At 57.4% G+C, this 14,766-nt stretch carries 17 protein-coding genes and 1 tRNA gene; 7 read left to right on the forward strand and 11 right to left on the reverse strand.

Features of this window, described 5'->3' with window-relative positions:
- The first annotated feature begins 51 nt into the window (after positions 1-51).
- On the forward strand, positions 52-426 hold the full coding sequence (locus HMPREF9720_RS09370; protein ID WP_009598069.1) for a thioesterase family protein: 375 nt from the start codon (positions 52-54) through the stop codon (positions 424-426).
- Between the two features lie 2 nt (positions 427-428).
- Entirely contained in the window at positions 429-1,292 is an 864-nt protein-coding gene (locus HMPREF9720_RS09375) for a VanW family protein (protein ID WP_009598035.1), read from the forward strand.
- Positions 1,293-1,359: 67 nt separating this feature from the next.
- Here the strand turns inward: HMPREF9720_RS09375 and nhaD are convergent, their stop codons facing one another.
- From nhaD to HMPREF9720_RS09390, 3 genes are all read right to left on the reverse strand, one after another.
- Positions 1,360-2,697, reverse strand: a complete 1,338-nt coding sequence (nhaD, locus tag HMPREF9720_RS09380; protein ID WP_009597990.1) for a sodium:proton antiporter NhaD — start codon at positions 2,695-2,697, stop codon at positions 1,360-1,362.
- 10 nt (positions 2,698-2,707) lie between these two features.
- The gene (locus HMPREF9720_RS09385; protein ID WP_009598089.1) at positions 2,708-3,208 is read right to left on the reverse strand and encodes a hypothetical protein; all 501 of its coding nucleotides are present in this window, start codon (positions 3,206-3,208) and stop codon (positions 2,708-2,710) included.
- A gap of 80 nt (positions 3,209-3,288) precedes the next feature.
- Entirely contained in the window at positions 3,289-3,669 is a 381-nt protein-coding gene (locus HMPREF9720_RS09390) for a hypothetical protein (protein WP_254654378.1), read from the reverse strand.
- A gap of 117 nt (positions 3,670-3,786) precedes the next feature.
- Here HMPREF9720_RS09390 and HMPREF9720_RS09395 point away from each other — a divergent pair.
- Positions 3,787-3,857: transfer RNA gene (locus HMPREF9720_RS09395), tRNA-Gln, on the forward strand.
- Between the two features lie 102 nt (positions 3,858-3,959).
- Here HMPREF9720_RS09395 and HMPREF9720_RS15670 read toward each other — a convergent pair.
- From HMPREF9720_RS15670 to HMPREF9720_RS09420, 6 genes are all read right to left on the reverse strand, one after another.
- Positions 3,960-4,106 carry a hypothetical protein gene (locus HMPREF9720_RS15670; protein ID WP_175282408.1) on the reverse strand — a complete coding sequence of 49 codons (147 nt, stop codon included), beginning with the start codon at positions 4,104-4,106 and terminating at the stop codon, positions 3,960-3,962.
- A 17-nt stretch (positions 4,107-4,123) separates the two neighbouring features.
- Positions 4,124-4,375 (reverse strand): GlsB/YeaQ/YmgE family stress response membrane protein, encoded by a 252-nt coding sequence (locus HMPREF9720_RS09400; RefSeq protein WP_009598038.1) that lies wholly within the window; start codon positions 4,373-4,375, stop codon positions 4,124-4,126.
- A 67-nt stretch (positions 4,376-4,442) separates the two neighbouring features.
- Positions 4,443-4,691: a TIGR03905 family TSCPD domain-containing protein gene (locus HMPREF9720_RS09405; protein WP_009597927.1), complete on the reverse strand. Its 249-nt coding sequence runs from the start codon at positions 4,689-4,691 to the stop codon at positions 4,443-4,445.
- A gap of 336 nt (positions 4,692-5,027) precedes the next feature.
- Entirely contained in the window at positions 5,028-5,348 is a 321-nt protein-coding gene (gene yajC, locus HMPREF9720_RS09410) for a preprotein translocase subunit YajC (RefSeq protein ID WP_009598011.1), read from the reverse strand.
- Between the two features lie 72 nt (positions 5,349-5,420).
- Positions 5,421-5,834, reverse strand: coding sequence for a DUF1573 domain-containing protein (locus tag HMPREF9720_RS09415; protein ID WP_009597903.1), 414 nt, complete (start codon positions 5,832-5,834; stop codon positions 5,421-5,423).
- A gap of 6 nt (positions 5,835-5,840) precedes the next feature.
- The gene (locus HMPREF9720_RS09420; RefSeq protein WP_009598045.1) at positions 5,841-6,776 is read right to left on the reverse strand and encodes a transcription antitermination protein NusB; all 936 of its coding nucleotides are present in this window, start codon (positions 6,774-6,776) and stop codon (positions 5,841-5,843) included.
- Between the two features lie 82 nt (positions 6,777-6,858).
- Here HMPREF9720_RS09420 and HMPREF9720_RS09425 point away from each other — a divergent pair, with 82 nt between their 5' ends.
- The 4 genes from HMPREF9720_RS09425 (at position 6,859) to HMPREF9720_RS09440 (ending at position 9,587) form a co-directional block, all read left to right on the forward strand.
- Positions 6,859-8,136 carry an NAD(P)/FAD-dependent oxidoreductase gene (locus HMPREF9720_RS09425; protein ID WP_022043801.1) on the forward strand — a complete coding sequence of 426 codons (1,278 nt, stop codon included), beginning with the start codon at positions 6,859-6,861 and terminating at the stop codon, positions 8,134-8,136.
- A gap of 5 nt (positions 8,137-8,141) precedes the next feature.
- Positions 8,142-8,654, forward strand: coding sequence for a hypothetical protein (locus HMPREF9720_RS09430; protein WP_009598094.1), 513 nt, complete (start codon positions 8,142-8,144; stop codon positions 8,652-8,654).
- Positions 8,651-9,202: a cob(I)yrinic acid a,c-diamide adenosyltransferase gene (locus HMPREF9720_RS09435; RefSeq protein ID WP_009598082.1), complete on the forward strand. Its 552-nt coding sequence runs from the start codon at positions 8,651-8,653 to the stop codon at positions 9,200-9,202. The genes HMPREF9720_RS09430 and HMPREF9720_RS09435 overlap by 4 nt, the downstream gene beginning before the upstream one ends.
- 163 nt (positions 9,203-9,365) lie before the next feature.
- Complete coding sequence (locus tag HMPREF9720_RS09440; RefSeq protein WP_009597992.1) at positions 9,366-9,587, forward strand: DUF2795 domain-containing protein; 222 nt, start codon at positions 9,366-9,368, stop codon at positions 9,585-9,587.
- A 434-nt stretch (positions 9,588-10,021) separates the two neighbouring features.
- Here HMPREF9720_RS09440 and HMPREF9720_RS09445 read toward each other — a convergent pair whose 3' ends face one another.
- Both HMPREF9720_RS09445 and HMPREF9720_RS09450 read right to left on the reverse strand, forming a co-directional pair.
- Complete coding sequence (locus tag HMPREF9720_RS09445; protein ID WP_254654379.1) at positions 10,022-12,601, reverse strand: calcineurin-like phosphoesterase C-terminal domain-containing protein; 2,580 nt, start codon at positions 12,599-12,601, stop codon at positions 10,022-10,024.
- Between the two features lie 88 nt (positions 12,602-12,689).
- Positions 12,690-14,693, reverse strand: coding sequence for a DUF5689 domain-containing protein (locus tag HMPREF9720_RS09450; RefSeq protein WP_009597981.1), 2,004 nt, complete (start codon positions 14,691-14,693; stop codon positions 12,690-12,692).
- Positions 14,694-14,766 lie beyond the last annotated feature (73 nt).

Raw genomic sequence — 14,766 nt, forward strand, 5'->3', positions numbered from 1 at the left:
TTTGCGAAGGTAATTATTTATCGGTTAAACGTCATACGCCAGAACGATATTATGCTCGAAAAAGGATTGTCGGCCCAGAGCCGCACTACGGTAACGAACGAAAATACGGCCGCCGCGATGGGATCGGGCGACCTGCCCGTATTCGCCACGCCTTCGATGGTGGCGCTGATGGAAAACGCCGCCATGACAGCCGCGGCGGCCGCATTGCCTGCCGGCTCGACGACCGTGGGCGCGGAGATGAACGTCACCCATATCAAACCTTCGGGGCTGGGCGCCGAAATCACCGCGACGGCCGTGCTGACCGAAGTCGAGGGACGCAAGCTGACTTTCAACGTCGGCGCGCGCGACGCCGGGGGGATGATCGGCGAGGGCGTGCATATCCGCTATGTCGTGGACTGCGAGAAGTTCATGGCCAAACTGGGCTGACCGTGGACCGACCAAGTGCCGAACCTCGGCGCCGCAGCCGCTTCCGTCTGTGGTGCGGACGTCTCTGGTACACCTGCCTGCGTTACGGGTTGTGGTACTTCGGCGGCCTGCGTTTCGCCCGTAAATCCGGCTCTCCGAGCTGCGACTATTCGCACTTCCGGCACCGGACGCCCTTGCTGCGCAGGCTGAAGGACGTCGACATGCAGTACCAATACAACAAGATCACCAATCTCCGGCTGGCCGCGGCGCGTCTCGACGGCGTGGTGCTGCGTCCGGGCGAGACGTTCAGCTATTGGCGGCTGATCGGACGTCCCTCCCGCCGCAAGGGCTATCTCGACGGCATCGTTCTTTTCTGCGGCACGTTCCGCCCCGGAGTCGGCGGCGGACTCTGCCAGATGTCCAACCTGATCTTCTGGATGACGCTCCATACGCCGCTGACCGTTGTCGAGCGTTACCGCCATTCGTACGACGTATTTCCCGACTGCGGCCGCACCCAGCCTTTCGGAAGCGGCGCGACCTGCGTTTATCCCTACCGCGACCTGATGATCCGCAACGATACGCAGACGACTTTCCGCCTGCATGTCACCGTAGGCGGCGAGTTCCTCGAAGGGGAGTGGCGCGCCGACCGGCGGCCGGAATACTCTTACCGCGTGGTCGAACGGGATCACTGCATGCAGAGCGAATACTGGGGCGGATACAGCCGCCACAACAAGCTCTACCGCGAGGTGTACGACGCCGAAGGCCGCTGCGTCGATGTGCAGTACGTCACCCGCAACGACGCGCTGATGATGTATTCGCCGTTTCTTGCGGAGAACGCTCAGCCCGGAAAACGGCCGGCCGACAATCAGCGGCCCGGCTATGAATAACCGCCTGTAAATGAAAAGGGCGCAGGGGAAAATCCTCCGCGCCCTTTTTCACATCGCTCCTCTCCGGTCATAGCCCGATCAGCAGGTGTTCGAGCAGGATGACCAGAATGCCCGACAGATAGCCGACGAACGCCAGCAGCGTGATTTTCTTGAAGTACCACGCGAAGTTGATCTTTTCCAGCCCCATCGCCACGACGCCCGCCGCCGAACCGATAATCAGCAGACTGCCGCCCACGCCTGCGCAGTAGGTCAGCAGGTGCCAGAACAGTCCGTCCTGCACGAACGACTGCATGTAGGCCGGATCGGCGCTGGCCGCAACCGCCGCCGCGTCCATGACCGGATACATGCCCATACATGCGGCCACCAGCGGTACGTTGTCGATGACCGACGAAAGCACGCCGATGACGCCCGCGATCGTGAAGACCTCGTGCACCTGCTTGTCGAGCCAGTTGGCCACGTCGGTCAGCACGCCCGCGCTCTGCAGTGCGGCCACCGACATCAGGATGCCGAGGAAGAAGAGAATCGTCGGCATGTCGATATGCTTGAGCACTTTCGAAACGCGGCATTTGATCGACTCCTCGATGCCGCGTTTGCGGTCGTAGATGATCTCCGTCAGCACCCACATCACGCCCAGCGAAACCATCATGCCCATGTAGGGCGGCAGGTGGGTGATGCTCTTGAATACGGGTACGAACAGCAGGCTGAGGACGCCCGTGACGAGGATGAACTTGCTCAGCCGCGGACCCACGCCCTTGGGCAGCTCCGCTTCGAACGCGCTTTCGTCCACGGGGGCCGCGTCTTCGTTGCCCACGTAGCGCATCGCGATCGCCGTCGGGATGATTACCGATACGATGCACGGCACGAAGAGCGTTCCCATCAGGGCCGCCGCAGTGACGTTGCCGCGCATCCAGAGCATGATCGTCGTCACGTCGCCGATGGGCGACCATGCGCCGCCGCTGTTGGCCGCGATGACGATCAGGCTGGCGAAAATCCAGCGCTCCTTCTGATCCGCAATGATTCGCCGCAGCAGCATTACCATGATGATCGTCGTGGTCATGTTGTCCAGCGCCGCCGACATGAAAAACGTGATGATGGCCAGCAGCCACATCAGCTTGTGCTTGTTGCGGGTGGTAATGTGGTCGGTGATGACGTTGAAGCCGCCGTGCGTGTCGATCAGATCGACGATGGTCATGGCTCCGATCAGGAAAACCAAGATTTCGCACGTGTCGCCCAGATGGTCTACCATCTCGTGGCTGATGTTGCTGTCGTGTCCCCACAGGCTGAAAACCGTCCATATCGCGCCGCACATAAGCAGTGCGATGGCCGATTTGTCCACTTTTACCTTATGCTCCAGCGCGATGAACGTGTAACCCACCACGAAGAGCAGAATCATTGTCAGAATCATGCTTTATGTGTTAAAAATCATATTCTCCGGCGCGGAAGACCTTGATCTCCCCGGTCGGCTGCCGGTTCATCAGCACCTGCGCCGCAATAAGCGAGCCGCTGTCCGTCCGGTAGCAGATGACCTGAGCCGCGGGCTGGTAGCTGCGGGGCAGATTCTGCAGTACCGCAAAGTTGCCGCATTCGATCGCCGACTGCACTTTGGGCAGATCGTGCGCCTCGAAGGAGTATTCCGAGCGGTAGAGCCGCTCGCGGCTCCGCTTCTCGACCGGGGCCGACGAATCGCCGAACAGCCGGTAGCAGATCATCACGATGCCCGTGCAAAGGATGCAGGAGCTGATCAAAAGGTTCCACTGTGACAGCATGTCGTTCTCGGTAAAGAGACTGGCATGGGAGTTGGCCCACAGCAGGGTGATGCTGCCTGCCGTCAGCACGATGCCTAATGACGGGTTGTAACGGCGGCATGCAATTTCGGGCGATGCGGAATAAATCGCATCATCGATCATATTTTTCATTGATGAGTTTTCGTTTGGTGAAAGATTCGTGAAAGTATTGTCCGCATGTAGGAGCGTGCGGTTCGAACGTGAATCCTCCGCTAAATGATGATCCTCCTCAAATAATAAATATACCGATCGGCCCTGCGTATGCTGGGCGGGCGTACGCCGCATTTTCCGACGGCCGGTGCGGCCGGATGCGGATTGCCGGCGCAGGCGTACCCGCGGGTCGCCGCCACGATGAAATTCCCTGCGTGGCGGACGCTTCGGCCGGCGCCCTGTTCCGCTCCCGAAAGCTGGGTGCAGCCCGTGCAGGCGGTAGCCAGCAGGGGCGCGTTGTCTGTCTCGAAACGTTCGCTGTCGGCCTGCGAGAGAACGGCGGCGGTGATTTCGGCCCGGAGCGTACGGGACCGACTCTCCCCGGCGGCGTTTACCGTCGCCGCCGCCCAGCACAAAGCCAATATCATCAACCACTGTTTCATCCTTGCAAAAGTAATAAAATTATACCGAGTATGCTCCTTGATTTGCAGCATTTTTCGCTTCCGGAATTGTATTTTGGGAAAATTTGCTTATCTTTGTGCCGCTTTCGAGCAACGGATTGAGCTGTGGTGTAATGGTAACACAGCAGATTTTGGTTCTGTCGTTCCAGGTTCGAGTCCTGGCAGCTCAACTCACACAAAGGGAGACTTTCGAGGTCTCCCTTTTGTGTTATCGCGCTGTCCATCAGCTGCCGACGCCAGTCCGGCACGGCTTCTGCCGGAGTGTTCCGGTATCATTTCCCGGACTTCTCCGGCTGCGGATTTTCATCGTCCGTCCCGCCGCACTGCGTCGCATTGTCGAGCATGCCGGTCAACAGTTCCATCGTTTCGATATTTTCCGCCTCTGCGGTGTCGGTCTTGTCGGTTTTCAGTGTGTCCATGATCGAATGATTTAGGTTTATCGGATTTTCTTGCGCGTTATGGCGGCGGCGATCCACAACAGCGCGACGGCGCCGATGACCGAAGTCGCCAGACTGCCGAGCGAACCTAGCGGTGCAGGTCCTACGGGCGAGAAGAGCCAGCCTCCCAGCACGCCGCCGACGAGTCCTACGATAAGGTTGATGATGAGTCCTGAGCCGTCGCCCTTGACGATGAGGTTGGCGATCCATCCGGACGCCAGACCTAGCAGGAGGTACCAGACAAAATACATAGATTTCCAGTTTTGATCTTATGTACCTGCCGCGTGCAAAATTCGTTCCCGATGTTGCACCGGGGCGCTAAAGCGCCTGTTTCAGCGCTTTTGCCAACTGGTCGGGGCACGACGTGCCCTTGCCGCGGCAGTCGATGCCTTCGAGCCGCGCGACGGCATCTGCGGCCTTCATGCCGCGTACGAGCGCGGCGACGCCCTGTGTGTTTCCGGAACAGCCGCCCGTGAAGGTTACGTTGCGGATAACGCCCTCTTCCAGTTCGATGTCGATTTGCCGGGAACAGGTCCCGACGGTGGGATAGGATATGTGCTGGGTCATGGTGTCTGATATGAAAATTCGACCGCAAATATAGCAATAAACGGCGAAACGGGAAATCTTTTCTGAATGTAGGGGAGGTGCTTTCGCGGCCGCGGCTGTTGCGGGAATGCCCCGGCCGGGGTTTGCCGTGTCTCTTTGTGTGAAGGGCCTAAAAAACATTGCCGAAAAGGGGGTAATCTGTAAGAGGCGCTTAAAAGATTCCCCCCCCCTCGACAATGTTATTGGGATCGTGCCCGGATTGCTCCGGTTACAAGTGCAAATATAGGGATAAATTCCTAACCGACAAACAAAAAAGCTGCAAATTTTGCAGCTTTTCCTGTTTTCGCGTATCCTGTTTTACTGACGCTGGAGGTCGCTGTTGTCGGCTACGACCATGTTCTTGTCGATGCGCAGCGTTACGTTGCCGTCCACTTCGATCAGCAGGGTGGTCTCCTTGATCTCCTTTACCGTGCCGTAGATACCGCCGGCGGTGATGACCTTGTCGCCCTTTTTCAGCCCGTCGCGGAAAGCCTGCATCTGCTTGCGGCGCTTGGCTTCGGGACGCCACATGAATAGCCATAAAACCAGCACCATGAGGCCGATCATAATGATGAAACTGTACTGCTGCATGAAACCCGGCTGGGGTTCTACGGGCGGCACCTGAAGAAAATTGATCATACGTCGTTATGTTTTAGTGTTTAATTTCTGTAACGGGACAAATATACGAAATATTGTCGAATACGCAACTATTTATTCCACTTCGGCTTCGATAAACAGCCGGAGGGGACTGCGCGCCCCGGCGAACGAGACGTCGAGCGTCTTGAGCTGCCAGCCCCACTCGCCCCTTGCGTCGAAAGTGAGCGTTACCTGCTGCGCATCGCCGGCGTTAATCGGCTGATTGTCATATCCGAGCGTCGTGCATCCGCAGCTGCGGCCGTATTTGGCGATGACGACCGGTCCGCTCGTCTCGTTGGCCAGCCACAGACGCAGCTGGGCGATTTCGCCCGAATGCAGGCGTCCGAAACGCACGGTGTCCGTACCTCCCGTGTCGAGAATCTTGTCCGTGAGGGTGATAATCCGGCCTTTGCGTTCGGTCTTCACCTGCCGGGCGCCGCATGCCGCGAGCGACGCGGCCAGAAGCAGCAACAGACAGACACGCAGCATCGGACCTCAGATCAGGCCGCGGCCCGCTTTCTTGATGCGGCCTTCGGCGGTGAGCGAATCGACGATCTTGTCCAGCACGCCGTTGATGAAAGTGCTGCTGCCGGGTGTCGAGTAGTATTTCGAAATCTCGATGTACTCGTCGAGCGTCACCTTGACCGGAATCGACGGGAACGAGGTCAGTTCGGCCATCGCCGTGCCGATGATGAGGTTGTCCATGAAGACGATGCGCTCCACGTCCCAGTTGGAGGTGAATTTCTCGATATAATCCTGATAGGAGTCGTAATTGACGAGCGATTTTTCGAACAGCGTCCGGACGAACTGCGGGTCCTCGTCGCTCTTGAATTTCGCGGGAACCTTCAGCTCCGTGTGCGTCGGGCGCAGGTTCGAGAGCGAACGCAGGATCATCATCACGATATAGGGCAGGTCGTCGCTCCAGAGGATCGACATCTCCTCCAGCACGTTGTCCAGCGGTTCGCAGCTCTGAAGCTCCTTGAAGAAGTCTTCGAGCAGTTTGCGGTCGTCGGCGAACGAACGCTCCGGACGCGCCATGTAATCCTTGAAGTAGTCGCTTTCGGTCAGCTGGGTGTAGAGCGTGCGTATCAACTCCGGATACCGCGTCCAGTTCAGCTTGCGGGCCGCCGCATAGTCGTTCACCGCGTCGCTGTTGGCGATTACGCGGATGATCTGGTTGTCGACGAATTTGGTGTTGGGGTTGAGGTCTTCGTGTGTCGGCAGTTTTTTCTGCTTGGCCAGCTCCTGACGCTGTTCGGCGTAACGGGCGATTTCCACGGGCAGGATCAGTATCTGGAAGTAGAGGTCGTAGGCCTTGTCGACGGACGTCATCAGCGTTTTCTCGGACGCAATCATGTTGTCTGCACCCGATTTGAGGTGCGCGAACAGCGCTTTGACGACCTTAATACGAAGTAATCTTCTGCTCAACATATCTTTTAGAACGGTTTTAACGGCCGCAAAGATAGAAAAATTTTTCCGTAAAGAAAGAATTATTGCCTATCTTTGCGGTCGTATGGAGCAATTGGAAGAAAAAGAGATCATACCGTACGACGTCATCGTCGTCGGTGCGGGGGCTGCGGGCATGATGGCCGCAGGAACCGCCGCGCGCAACGGAAAACGTGTGCTGCTCATCGAGAAGATGGAGAAATCGGGCCGTAAGGTCCGCATCACGGGCAAGGGCCGCTGCAACGTCACCAACGCCCGCCCTGCCGAGGAGTTCGCCTCGCAGGTGCGGACCAATGCGGAGTTTTTCGCGCCGGCCTTCGCCGAGTTCAACAACCGCGCCGCCATCCGCTTCTTCGAGAGGGCGGGCGTGAAGCTCGAAATCGAGCGCGGCGAACGGGTCTTTCCCAAAAGCGGCAAGGCATGGGACATCGCTACGGCCCTGTTGGAATATTGCTTCGAGAACGGCGTCAAAATCATATACAATACGCGCGTCACCGGGATTATGACCTTGGGCAGCAAGGTCTTCGGCGTCCGCTATATCAACAAGCGCGGTTTCGAACGCAAGGAGGAGTGCCCGAACGTCATCGTCGCTACGGGAGGGCTTTCCTATCCCGCGACGGGTTCCACGGGCGACGGATACGCCTTCGCATCCGACTTGGGACACTCCGTAGAGCCGGTGCGCCCTTCGCTGACGCCGCTCGTCTCGTCGCATCCGCAGATCAAATACCTCGACGGCCTTCTGCTGCGCAACGTCCGGGCGACGCTTTGGATCGACGACCAGCCCGTGCGCGAGGAGTTCGGCGAACTGGGATTCTCGCAGCGCGGCATCGAGGGCGCCGTGGCGCTGCGGATGAGCCGCGACGCGGTGGATGCGCTGATCGACCAGCGGCGCGTGAAACTGGTCGTGGACCTCAAACCCGCGCTTACCGAAGAGGTGTTGCGCGAGCGGATCGCGCGCGAGATCGCCGATATGGAGCCGACCGAGTTTTTCACCGAACTGCTGCGTAAGCTGGTTCCGAAGCCGCTCGTCTTGACTCTTGTGCATGAAATGGATGTCAACGGCAAGAATTACGTCAGCAAAATCACCGAAGAGCAGATCGGCCGCCTGATAAAGACGCTCAAGGGATTCACCTTCCCGCTTACGGATTATGCGCCGTTCGAATATGCCGTCGTGACGGCCGGCGGCGTCTGCTGCGACGAGGTGAACCCCTATACGATGGAGTCGCTGAAGGTCCGGGGACTTTACTTTGCGGGCGAGGTGCTGGACCTCGACGCCAATACGGGCGGATACAACCTGCAGATCGCCTTTTCGACGGGCCGTCTGGCGGGCATGCTGAAAAAGTAGGGGAGATGAGGATCGGCGGCCGCACTATCGGACTGGGTTTTTACGGACGGATCGCAGAACTGCACAACCGGCTGGTCCGCGCCCGTTATTTTCGGGGGCACGGAGTCCATTCGCCCTTCGTATATAATATTGTACGGGAGGTCTTCATGCGCGGCGAGCTGCTGCCGGGCGACCGGCGGCTGTACCGGGCGTTGCGCGGTACCGGAGTTCCCGAACGCCGGGCGATACAGTTGCAAAACGTGGCGATTCATTGCGGTTACGGTACGTTTGGCCTGAATCGTGCGGATGCCGAATTCTGTATCCTGACGCGGGACCTGCCCCGTGCGGAGACGCTGGCGTTGGTCGCCGCCGCGGGCGAAGCGGGGCATACCGTCGCCCTGATGTCGCCCTGCGAGGGACAGGATCGCCAGATGTTGTGCCGTCAGATCGTGGCGGCGCATCGTTCGACGACGGTGGACAATAGGGGATACCTGCTGATTTTCAACAATAATTTGCCGAAACAACATTTCCGGATATGAAAATATACACCAAAACGGGCGACAAGGGGACCACGTCTCTGGTCGGCGGCGAGCGGGTTTTCAAGACCGACGAACGGGTCGAAGCGTACGGCTCGGTAGATGAATTGGCGGCTTTTACGGCGTTGTTGTGCGACAATATGCGCTCCGATGCCGCACTGACGCCGTATGTGGACGACCTGAACCGCATCCTTTCGCGGCTGATGACCGTCGAAGCCCTGCTGGCCCGCGGGAAATCGGGCTGCGAGAAGGTCGCTCCGCTGGCGCCCGAAGCCGTCACGTGGCTCGAAGGGCGGATCGACGCCTTGCAGGCTGCCGTACCGCCGATCGACAAGTTTACGATTCCCGGCGGCAACGCCGTCGTTTCGATGTGCCATGTCTGCCGCACGGTTTGCCGCCGTGCCGAACGCGCCGCACTGCGCGCCGACGAGAAATACGGCACGGACGCCGAGGCGCTGATGTTCCTGAACCGGCTGTCGGATTACTTCTATGCGCTCGGACGCATGCTTACGGCGCATTACGAGGTCGATGAAACCTTGTGGATTCCGTAATCTGTTGAGTGCAAGCGTGTTTATCCTGCACCGGCGATGTTTTGTTGTTTTTTCTTTGTTTTTCTCGTTTTTTTTATACTTTTGCAAATCAGTGATGGCGGAACAGTCCCGTTTTCGGTTTGGCTAATCCGCTGATATTTGGGAACTTAAAAACATTGAAATTATGTACTGGACACTTGAATTGGCATCGAAACTCGAAGATGCCCCTTGGCCTGCCACGAAAGACGAACTGATCGACTATGCAGTACGTTCGGGTGCACCTCTTGAAGTGCTTGAAAATCTGCAAGAAATAGAAGACGAAGGCGAGATATACGAATCTATCGAAGACATCTGGCCCGATTACCCCTCGAAAGACGATTTCTTCTTTAATGAAGAGGAGTACTGAAAAGAATTTTGGGCTGAAATGGCTCAAAATGACATAGTTAAATTACTCGACGGCACGATTCATAATCGTGCCGTTAGTATTTAAGGGACATTTCCGGTTAAATAAAATTGACAAAAAATTGACAATTTTTGGATTCATCTTTGTGATGGTAAAAAATCGGAAATTATGGGTAGACTTAAATCAGAATGTCCCTCTGGCAACTTTATTGTGCGCACCAAGCCGAACGCAAAAGGGGAAGTTGCATCCCGTTTCATCCTAATTTTTAAGCATACTCTTGTTGCTATGGAGTAATACTTATTTCTGAGACGTAAGAACGACGGCCAAATGTCCGCCCGGTCGGGGATCGTCTGCTATGACGCGCATTTGCTCGGCTGTAGACGAATAAAACGGCCGCTCCGAAAGAAGCGGCCGTTCTGTTTGCTGTCCGATCCCGTTTACTGAACGATCGAGATCGTGGGGTTGATATTGTTTTGTACGGATATGCGGTGCGTACCGCCGTTGGGAGCGGCTAAGGCTCCCTTTCCGCTGGCCTGCCAGTTGGCCATGCAACGGAGCCGGATCAGAATATCCCCGTTATTGATGGCATGCTCGAACGTCATGTTGCGGTCGATCAGGCAATGGTCCGTATTCATCATTTCATAATTGTAAGAGAATGTCTGCGCCTGATCGCCCTCTCCGACGGTCGTCGTCTGCAAGGGCGCTCCGGGCTTCCATTCGCCGCCGTCGTAGTACTCCAGCATCCAGTATTTCATACCGGTTCCGGATGCGCGTGCGTGGAACTTGGCGTTGATGACCGTTCCGGCCTTTATGGTCATTTCCGGAATGGTGAACAGCCACCAGTCGCCCGGCCATCTGCCCGTGATATAAGGCTCGCCGGCCGTATTGGCGCGGGCTATCTTGTTGTTTACGTCGAGTGCCGGATCGCAGTTGCTGATATAGCTGATATAGCCCTTTCCGGTTGCCGACGGCATTTTGTTGTCCACGACGAACTCATCGACGTTGACGCCCTTTGTAAATACCCATTGCGCCGGCAGATTCGAAGGAATTTCCCGTACGATCGTCTTCTCGTAGACGCCGCCGAACGGATCCGTTACGACGACCTTGATCGTCGAGCCGGGAACCTGCGCTATGGCGGAGAACATATGGGCATTGTAGCCCGTGAGGTAGGTGCTGTTGGGCGATCCGGGGGCGTGGGCCGGTTCCAGTACGTCTTTCTGCCATGTGTAGTGCGTCGGGTCCTTGCGGTATACGCGGGTCGCTGTGAGCGGCTGTCCGTTTTCGGTCACGGATACCGTCCAGTCTTCGTCCCAGTTCCAGACATTGACCAGCACTTCGTTGGCCTTGGCGCCCACGGCGCTCTTGTAGTCGCTCTTCACGAAATTCATGTCGTATACGGCGAACTGCTCGTTGCGGGCCACCTCGATCCCCTTATAGTACCACTGCACGGCCGTTCCGTTGAATTTGAATACGCCGTATCCCGTCGGGGAGCCGTCCTTGCACAAGTCGTAGTCGGCGCCTCCGTTGGCGCTTTTCACGTTGAACCACCACGTGCCGCATACGGCTGCGACGTTATGTTCGCGTACGCCTTCGGCGATCTTCGCGTGGTGATTGGTGTGCGTATGTCCGGTGAGGAATTCCACCTGATAACCCTGCAGCAGACCGAGCAGGTCGTTTCCGCCCGAAAGCGTTACGATCGGGTTCAGACCGGCCGAGGTCATCGGGGCATGCATGGCGACCACGATCTTCTTGGACTTGTCCACGTATTTCAGGTCTTCGGCCACCCATGCCATCTGCCATTTCTGCGGGTCGGAGTCGCCGAGCAGACCGATCCGCTCGATGCGGCTGCCGCCGTTGTAATTGTCGTACTGGTCGTTGTCCAGAACGATGTAGTGTACGTCGCCGATGTTGAACGAATAGTAGGTGGGAGCTATGTGCTGCTTGAAAGGCAGCTCGGTGAAATAGTCTCCGACCACTTTCGGATCGTTGTCGTGGTTGCCGATCACGTTGAAAACCGGGCAGGGGAAGTTCTTCATCAACTCCTTGTAGTTCGGCAGCTGGTAGCGTACCTCCACCATGTTCTCAGGACCCTGATTCATGGTTTTGTACCAGAACGCATCCCACGTGATGTCGCCCAGACAGAGCGCATACACGTTCGCATACTGCGCCATTTCGGCCGTGATGTCGGGCATGAACTTGTTCTTGTACTGGTCGATGTCGGCATATTTGCCGGCCGTGTTCGGGGTCTTGCTCGCCAGATGAAGGTCGGTGAATACCATCATCACATGGTTCGTGTTTCCACCGGGGATCTCCGTAAGCGCGAAATCGTGCTGCTCGTTGTCTTCGTTGAGCAGCTGCTGGCTCATGGCCGGGAAGGCCGGATAACCCGCTTCGCTCTCGATGTTGTATCCGGAGGGGATGGAAACGAATACGTACCCCATCTTCTTCTCCGAGGGCAGGTAATAGACGCCGTCCTTGTCGGTCTTGGTGACGATGACTCCGTCGGACACCACCACGTCTGCAACCGCCTTTTTCCCGCAGTAGACGCGGCCCTTGACGGTCATGCCCGCCTGATCGGGAATCGCGGGGAAGTGCGCCTTGTAAATGGTCATCGGCCCCAGCACCTGCTGCTTGTTGTAACGCTTCAGGATAAGCTCGTACGAGCGCAGGTCGATCGTCTTGGGAACGGTTATTATGACGTAATCCTCGGCCACCTCGCTGATCTCGGCCTGAAAGTATTTGGTCTCCTCTTCAGGGTCTTCCGACGTGGAGCGGAACAGGAATACGTCGTATTTGTCGAATCCGGTTCCCATGATCTTGATGGGGTCCTCCGGGATGAAGATCTCCTCCGCATCGGGCATCACGAGATCTTCGATGAAGACGGCGGGGATAATTTCCTCCTGTTCGGGCGTCGGTTTGGTCCATGTCGGATCTTCCGAACAGCTGATTCCGATGCACAACAGCAGAAATGCGGCTGCGAACAGATACGGTAATCTGAATTTTATCAATCGTTTCATTTTTCTCATTGTTTAGATTTTTGTCTAATCCTGCCGAATCGCTCCGGGAGGGGAGCGGCCCGGCAAGATTATCCTGCGTTACACCGGATTAATTGACTTTTTTCTTCAGGCTCGTATAGATCATGCGGTTCGTACCCGTCGCGCTGTTGGCGGCCTTGCCGTCCACGCGCTCGTCCGAATTGACGCGGAACCGCAGCCAGAGCGAAGACTGGTTCTTGCAACCGTCGGGCAGTTTGAAGGCGAAGTTCTTGGGACCGGGTATTACCTCCCAGTTTCCGGCCTTGTAGTCGGTTACGAAGGTCCACGGACCGGCCTCGGCCGCAGCCCACTCGATCGAGAAGGGACCGGGGCCCGACTGCGAGCTGGTGGTGCAGAAGCATACGTAAAGGTCATCCGAAATGCCTGCCGTCGAAGTCTCGAAGTACCATGCCTTCTGGGTCGGCGTATAGGTGTCGTTCGACTGGGCGCCCCAACCGCCGCAGTTGGCGGAATAGTATCCCTTCTCGGTGCCGTTGACCGACGCATCGACGCGGACATAGGCGGCGCCGCTGTAAAGGCGGAAGGTGGTGCTCTGCGCGATGACGGCCTTGGGGGCGAAGTTCACGAACAGCTGTCCCGTGCCGACTTTGGGAACGAGTATCTCCTTGTCGGGAAGCGTTTCGGGCCAGTAGAATTCGGTGACGGGCACGTAACGCCGGGCTTCGGTCAGTTTGTCGCGGTCGTTGATGTTGCGCATGCGGATCGCCCATTCGTTTTCGACCTTGATCAGAATACCCGTTATATCTAGCATCGGATCGTCCGTCAGCAGTTCGTAATGCTTGAACATGGCGCCCGTCTCGACGCTGGTGCCGCCGTAGACGTAGTGGCTGATCGTGTTGCCGTCGCGGTCCAGAAGCAGCTGGGCGAGGTCGGTAGGACGTCCGCCGCCGTAAATGGAGCCTTCGTTGGCGTTGTAGTAGGTTCCGTGCGGGAATACGAACTGGAGATTTCTGATCGTTACCAGCGTACCGAGCATTTCGTCCGTCAGGCCCTGCGTGCTTTCCATCACCTTCGGTTCGATCGGAGCGCCGCCCGTGGTGATGACGTCGCGGATGCGTTCGGTCGAAATGGTGATGTAGGGCTGTCCGTCGTCGTCGATCACCGACTGCGTATTCATGAGCGGTATGGTCACCAGCGAATTGAGCTGGAGCGAGTGCGAGCCTTCCTGAACGCGGAACTGAATGGCGCGTCCGCTGGCGTCCTGAACGAAGAACGCGGCGGGATTCGGGCAGTTGCCGGATACGCGGTCGCTGATCACGGTACCCTGTATCTTGACGTTCTCACGAACGGTTCCCTGCAGGCCGCCCAGCTTCTCGTACACCTCGGCAATGGTCTTGAGTTCGGCGTTTTCGCCGATATCCAGCGGAATGCTCTGATAGACGATCAGCTCTACCGTCGCCATACGCTCGGTGGTGGCGTTGAATTCGATACGTCCCGTGCGGGGCACCGTTCCCGCATATTTGGGTACGGAGAACTTGATTTCGTTGTCGCTGATCTCGTCGATCGTGATCCAGCCCTCGCCGGAGTCGCCGACCTTGGCCGTCCACTCCACGTTGCAGGTGACGCCTACCGAATATTTCTCCTCGCCGTTGCTGTTGATGACCACCTTGGGAGGCGTCGTGGTCACTCCGAGTTTGAGCGCCGGATCGACGTCCCGCTGCGAAATCGTGATTTCCTGAATGATGTTGTCGTGCTCGTGCTTGCCAACGACGCGGAAGCGGGCCTCCCGCAGTACGGGGTCCTTGGCCGGCTGTTTGGATACCTTCACGGCGAAAACGCCGTCGTCGGAACCCTCCTTGGGCCAGATATTGACCCACGTCTGGGAGGTGTCCGCCATTTCGACCTTCCAGTCGATATTGGAATACACGGTGAAACTGTGCGTCTCTCCCGCTGCGTTGTACAGGAAAGCGTCTTCCGACAGCGTGATATGGGGATCCTGGACAACGTCGGTCTCGTCGTCCTTGCAGGCGACGAATGCCGTTGCCGCCATCGCGCAGAGAGCGAGCGCCTTCAGGCCGGGCCATCTTCCGGAGATGAATTGTTTTATTTTCATATGAATTGTTTTTTCGTTATTTACGGGTTAAATTCAAAACTCGACCGGGATGCTGCGTTGCCTTTCCGGTTGC

The organism is Alistipes sp. HGB5, assembly GCF_000183485.2.
Classification (GTDB): domain Bacteria; phylum Bacteroidota; class Bacteroidia; order Bacteroidales; family Rikenellaceae; genus Alistipes; species Alistipes finegoldii.

Coding starts and splice junctions, on each gene's coding strand:
- HMPREF9720_RS09370 (WP_009598069.1), top strand. CDS start 52: ATGCTCGAAAAAGGATTGTCGGCCCAGAGCCGCACTACGGTAACGAAC.
- nhaD (WP_009597990.1), bottom strand. CDS start 2,697: ATGATTCTGACAATGATTCTGCTCTTCGTGGTGGGTTACACGTTCATC.
- HMPREF9720_RS09385 (WP_009598089.1), bottom strand. CDS start 3,208: ATGAAAAATATGATCGATGATGCGATTTATTCCGCATCGCCCGAAATT.
- HMPREF9720_RS09390 (WP_254654378.1), bottom strand. CDS start 3,669: ATGAAACAGTGGTTGATGATATTGGCTTTGTGCTGGGCGGCGGCGACG.
- HMPREF9720_RS15670 (WP_175282408.1), bottom strand. CDS start 4,106: ATGGACACACTGAAAACCGACAAGACCGACACCGCAGAGGCGGAAAAT.
- HMPREF9720_RS09400 (WP_009598038.1), bottom strand. CDS start 4,375: ATGTATTTTGTCTGGTACCTCCTGCTAGGTCTGGCGTCCGGATGGATC.
- HMPREF9720_RS09405 (WP_009597927.1), bottom strand. CDS start 4,691: ATGACCCAGCACATATCCTATCCCACCGTCGGGACCTGTTCCCGGCAA.
- yajC (WP_009598011.1), bottom strand. CDS start 5,348: ATGATCAATTTTCTTCAGGTGCCGCCCGTAGAACCCCAGCCGGGTTTC.
- HMPREF9720_RS09415 (WP_009597903.1), bottom strand. CDS start 5,834: ATGCTGCGTGTCTGTCTGTTGCTGCTTCTGGCCGCGTCGCTCGCGGCA.
- HMPREF9720_RS09420 (WP_009598045.1), bottom strand. CDS start 6,776: ATGTTGAGCAGAAGATTACTTCGTATTAAGGTCGTCAAAGCGCTGTTC.
- HMPREF9720_RS09425 (WP_022043801.1), top strand. CDS start 6,859: ATGGAGCAATTGGAAGAAAAAGAGATCATACCGTACGACGTCATCGTC.
- HMPREF9720_RS09430 (WP_009598094.1), top strand. CDS start 8,142: ATGAGGATCGGCGGCCGCACTATCGGACTGGGTTTTTACGGACGGATC.
- HMPREF9720_RS09435 (WP_009598082.1), top strand. CDS start 8,651: ATGAAAATATACACCAAAACGGGCGACAAGGGGACCACGTCTCTGGTC.
- HMPREF9720_RS09440 (WP_009597992.1), top strand. CDS start 9,366: ATGTACTGGACACTTGAATTGGCATCGAAACTCGAAGATGCCCCTTGG.
- HMPREF9720_RS09445 (WP_254654379.1), bottom strand. CDS start 12,601: ATGAAACGATTGATAAAATTCAGATTACCGTATCTGTTCGCAGCCGCA.
- HMPREF9720_RS09450 (WP_009597981.1), bottom strand. CDS start 14,693: ATGAAAATAAAACAATTCATCTCCGGAAGATGGCCCGGCCTGAAGGCG.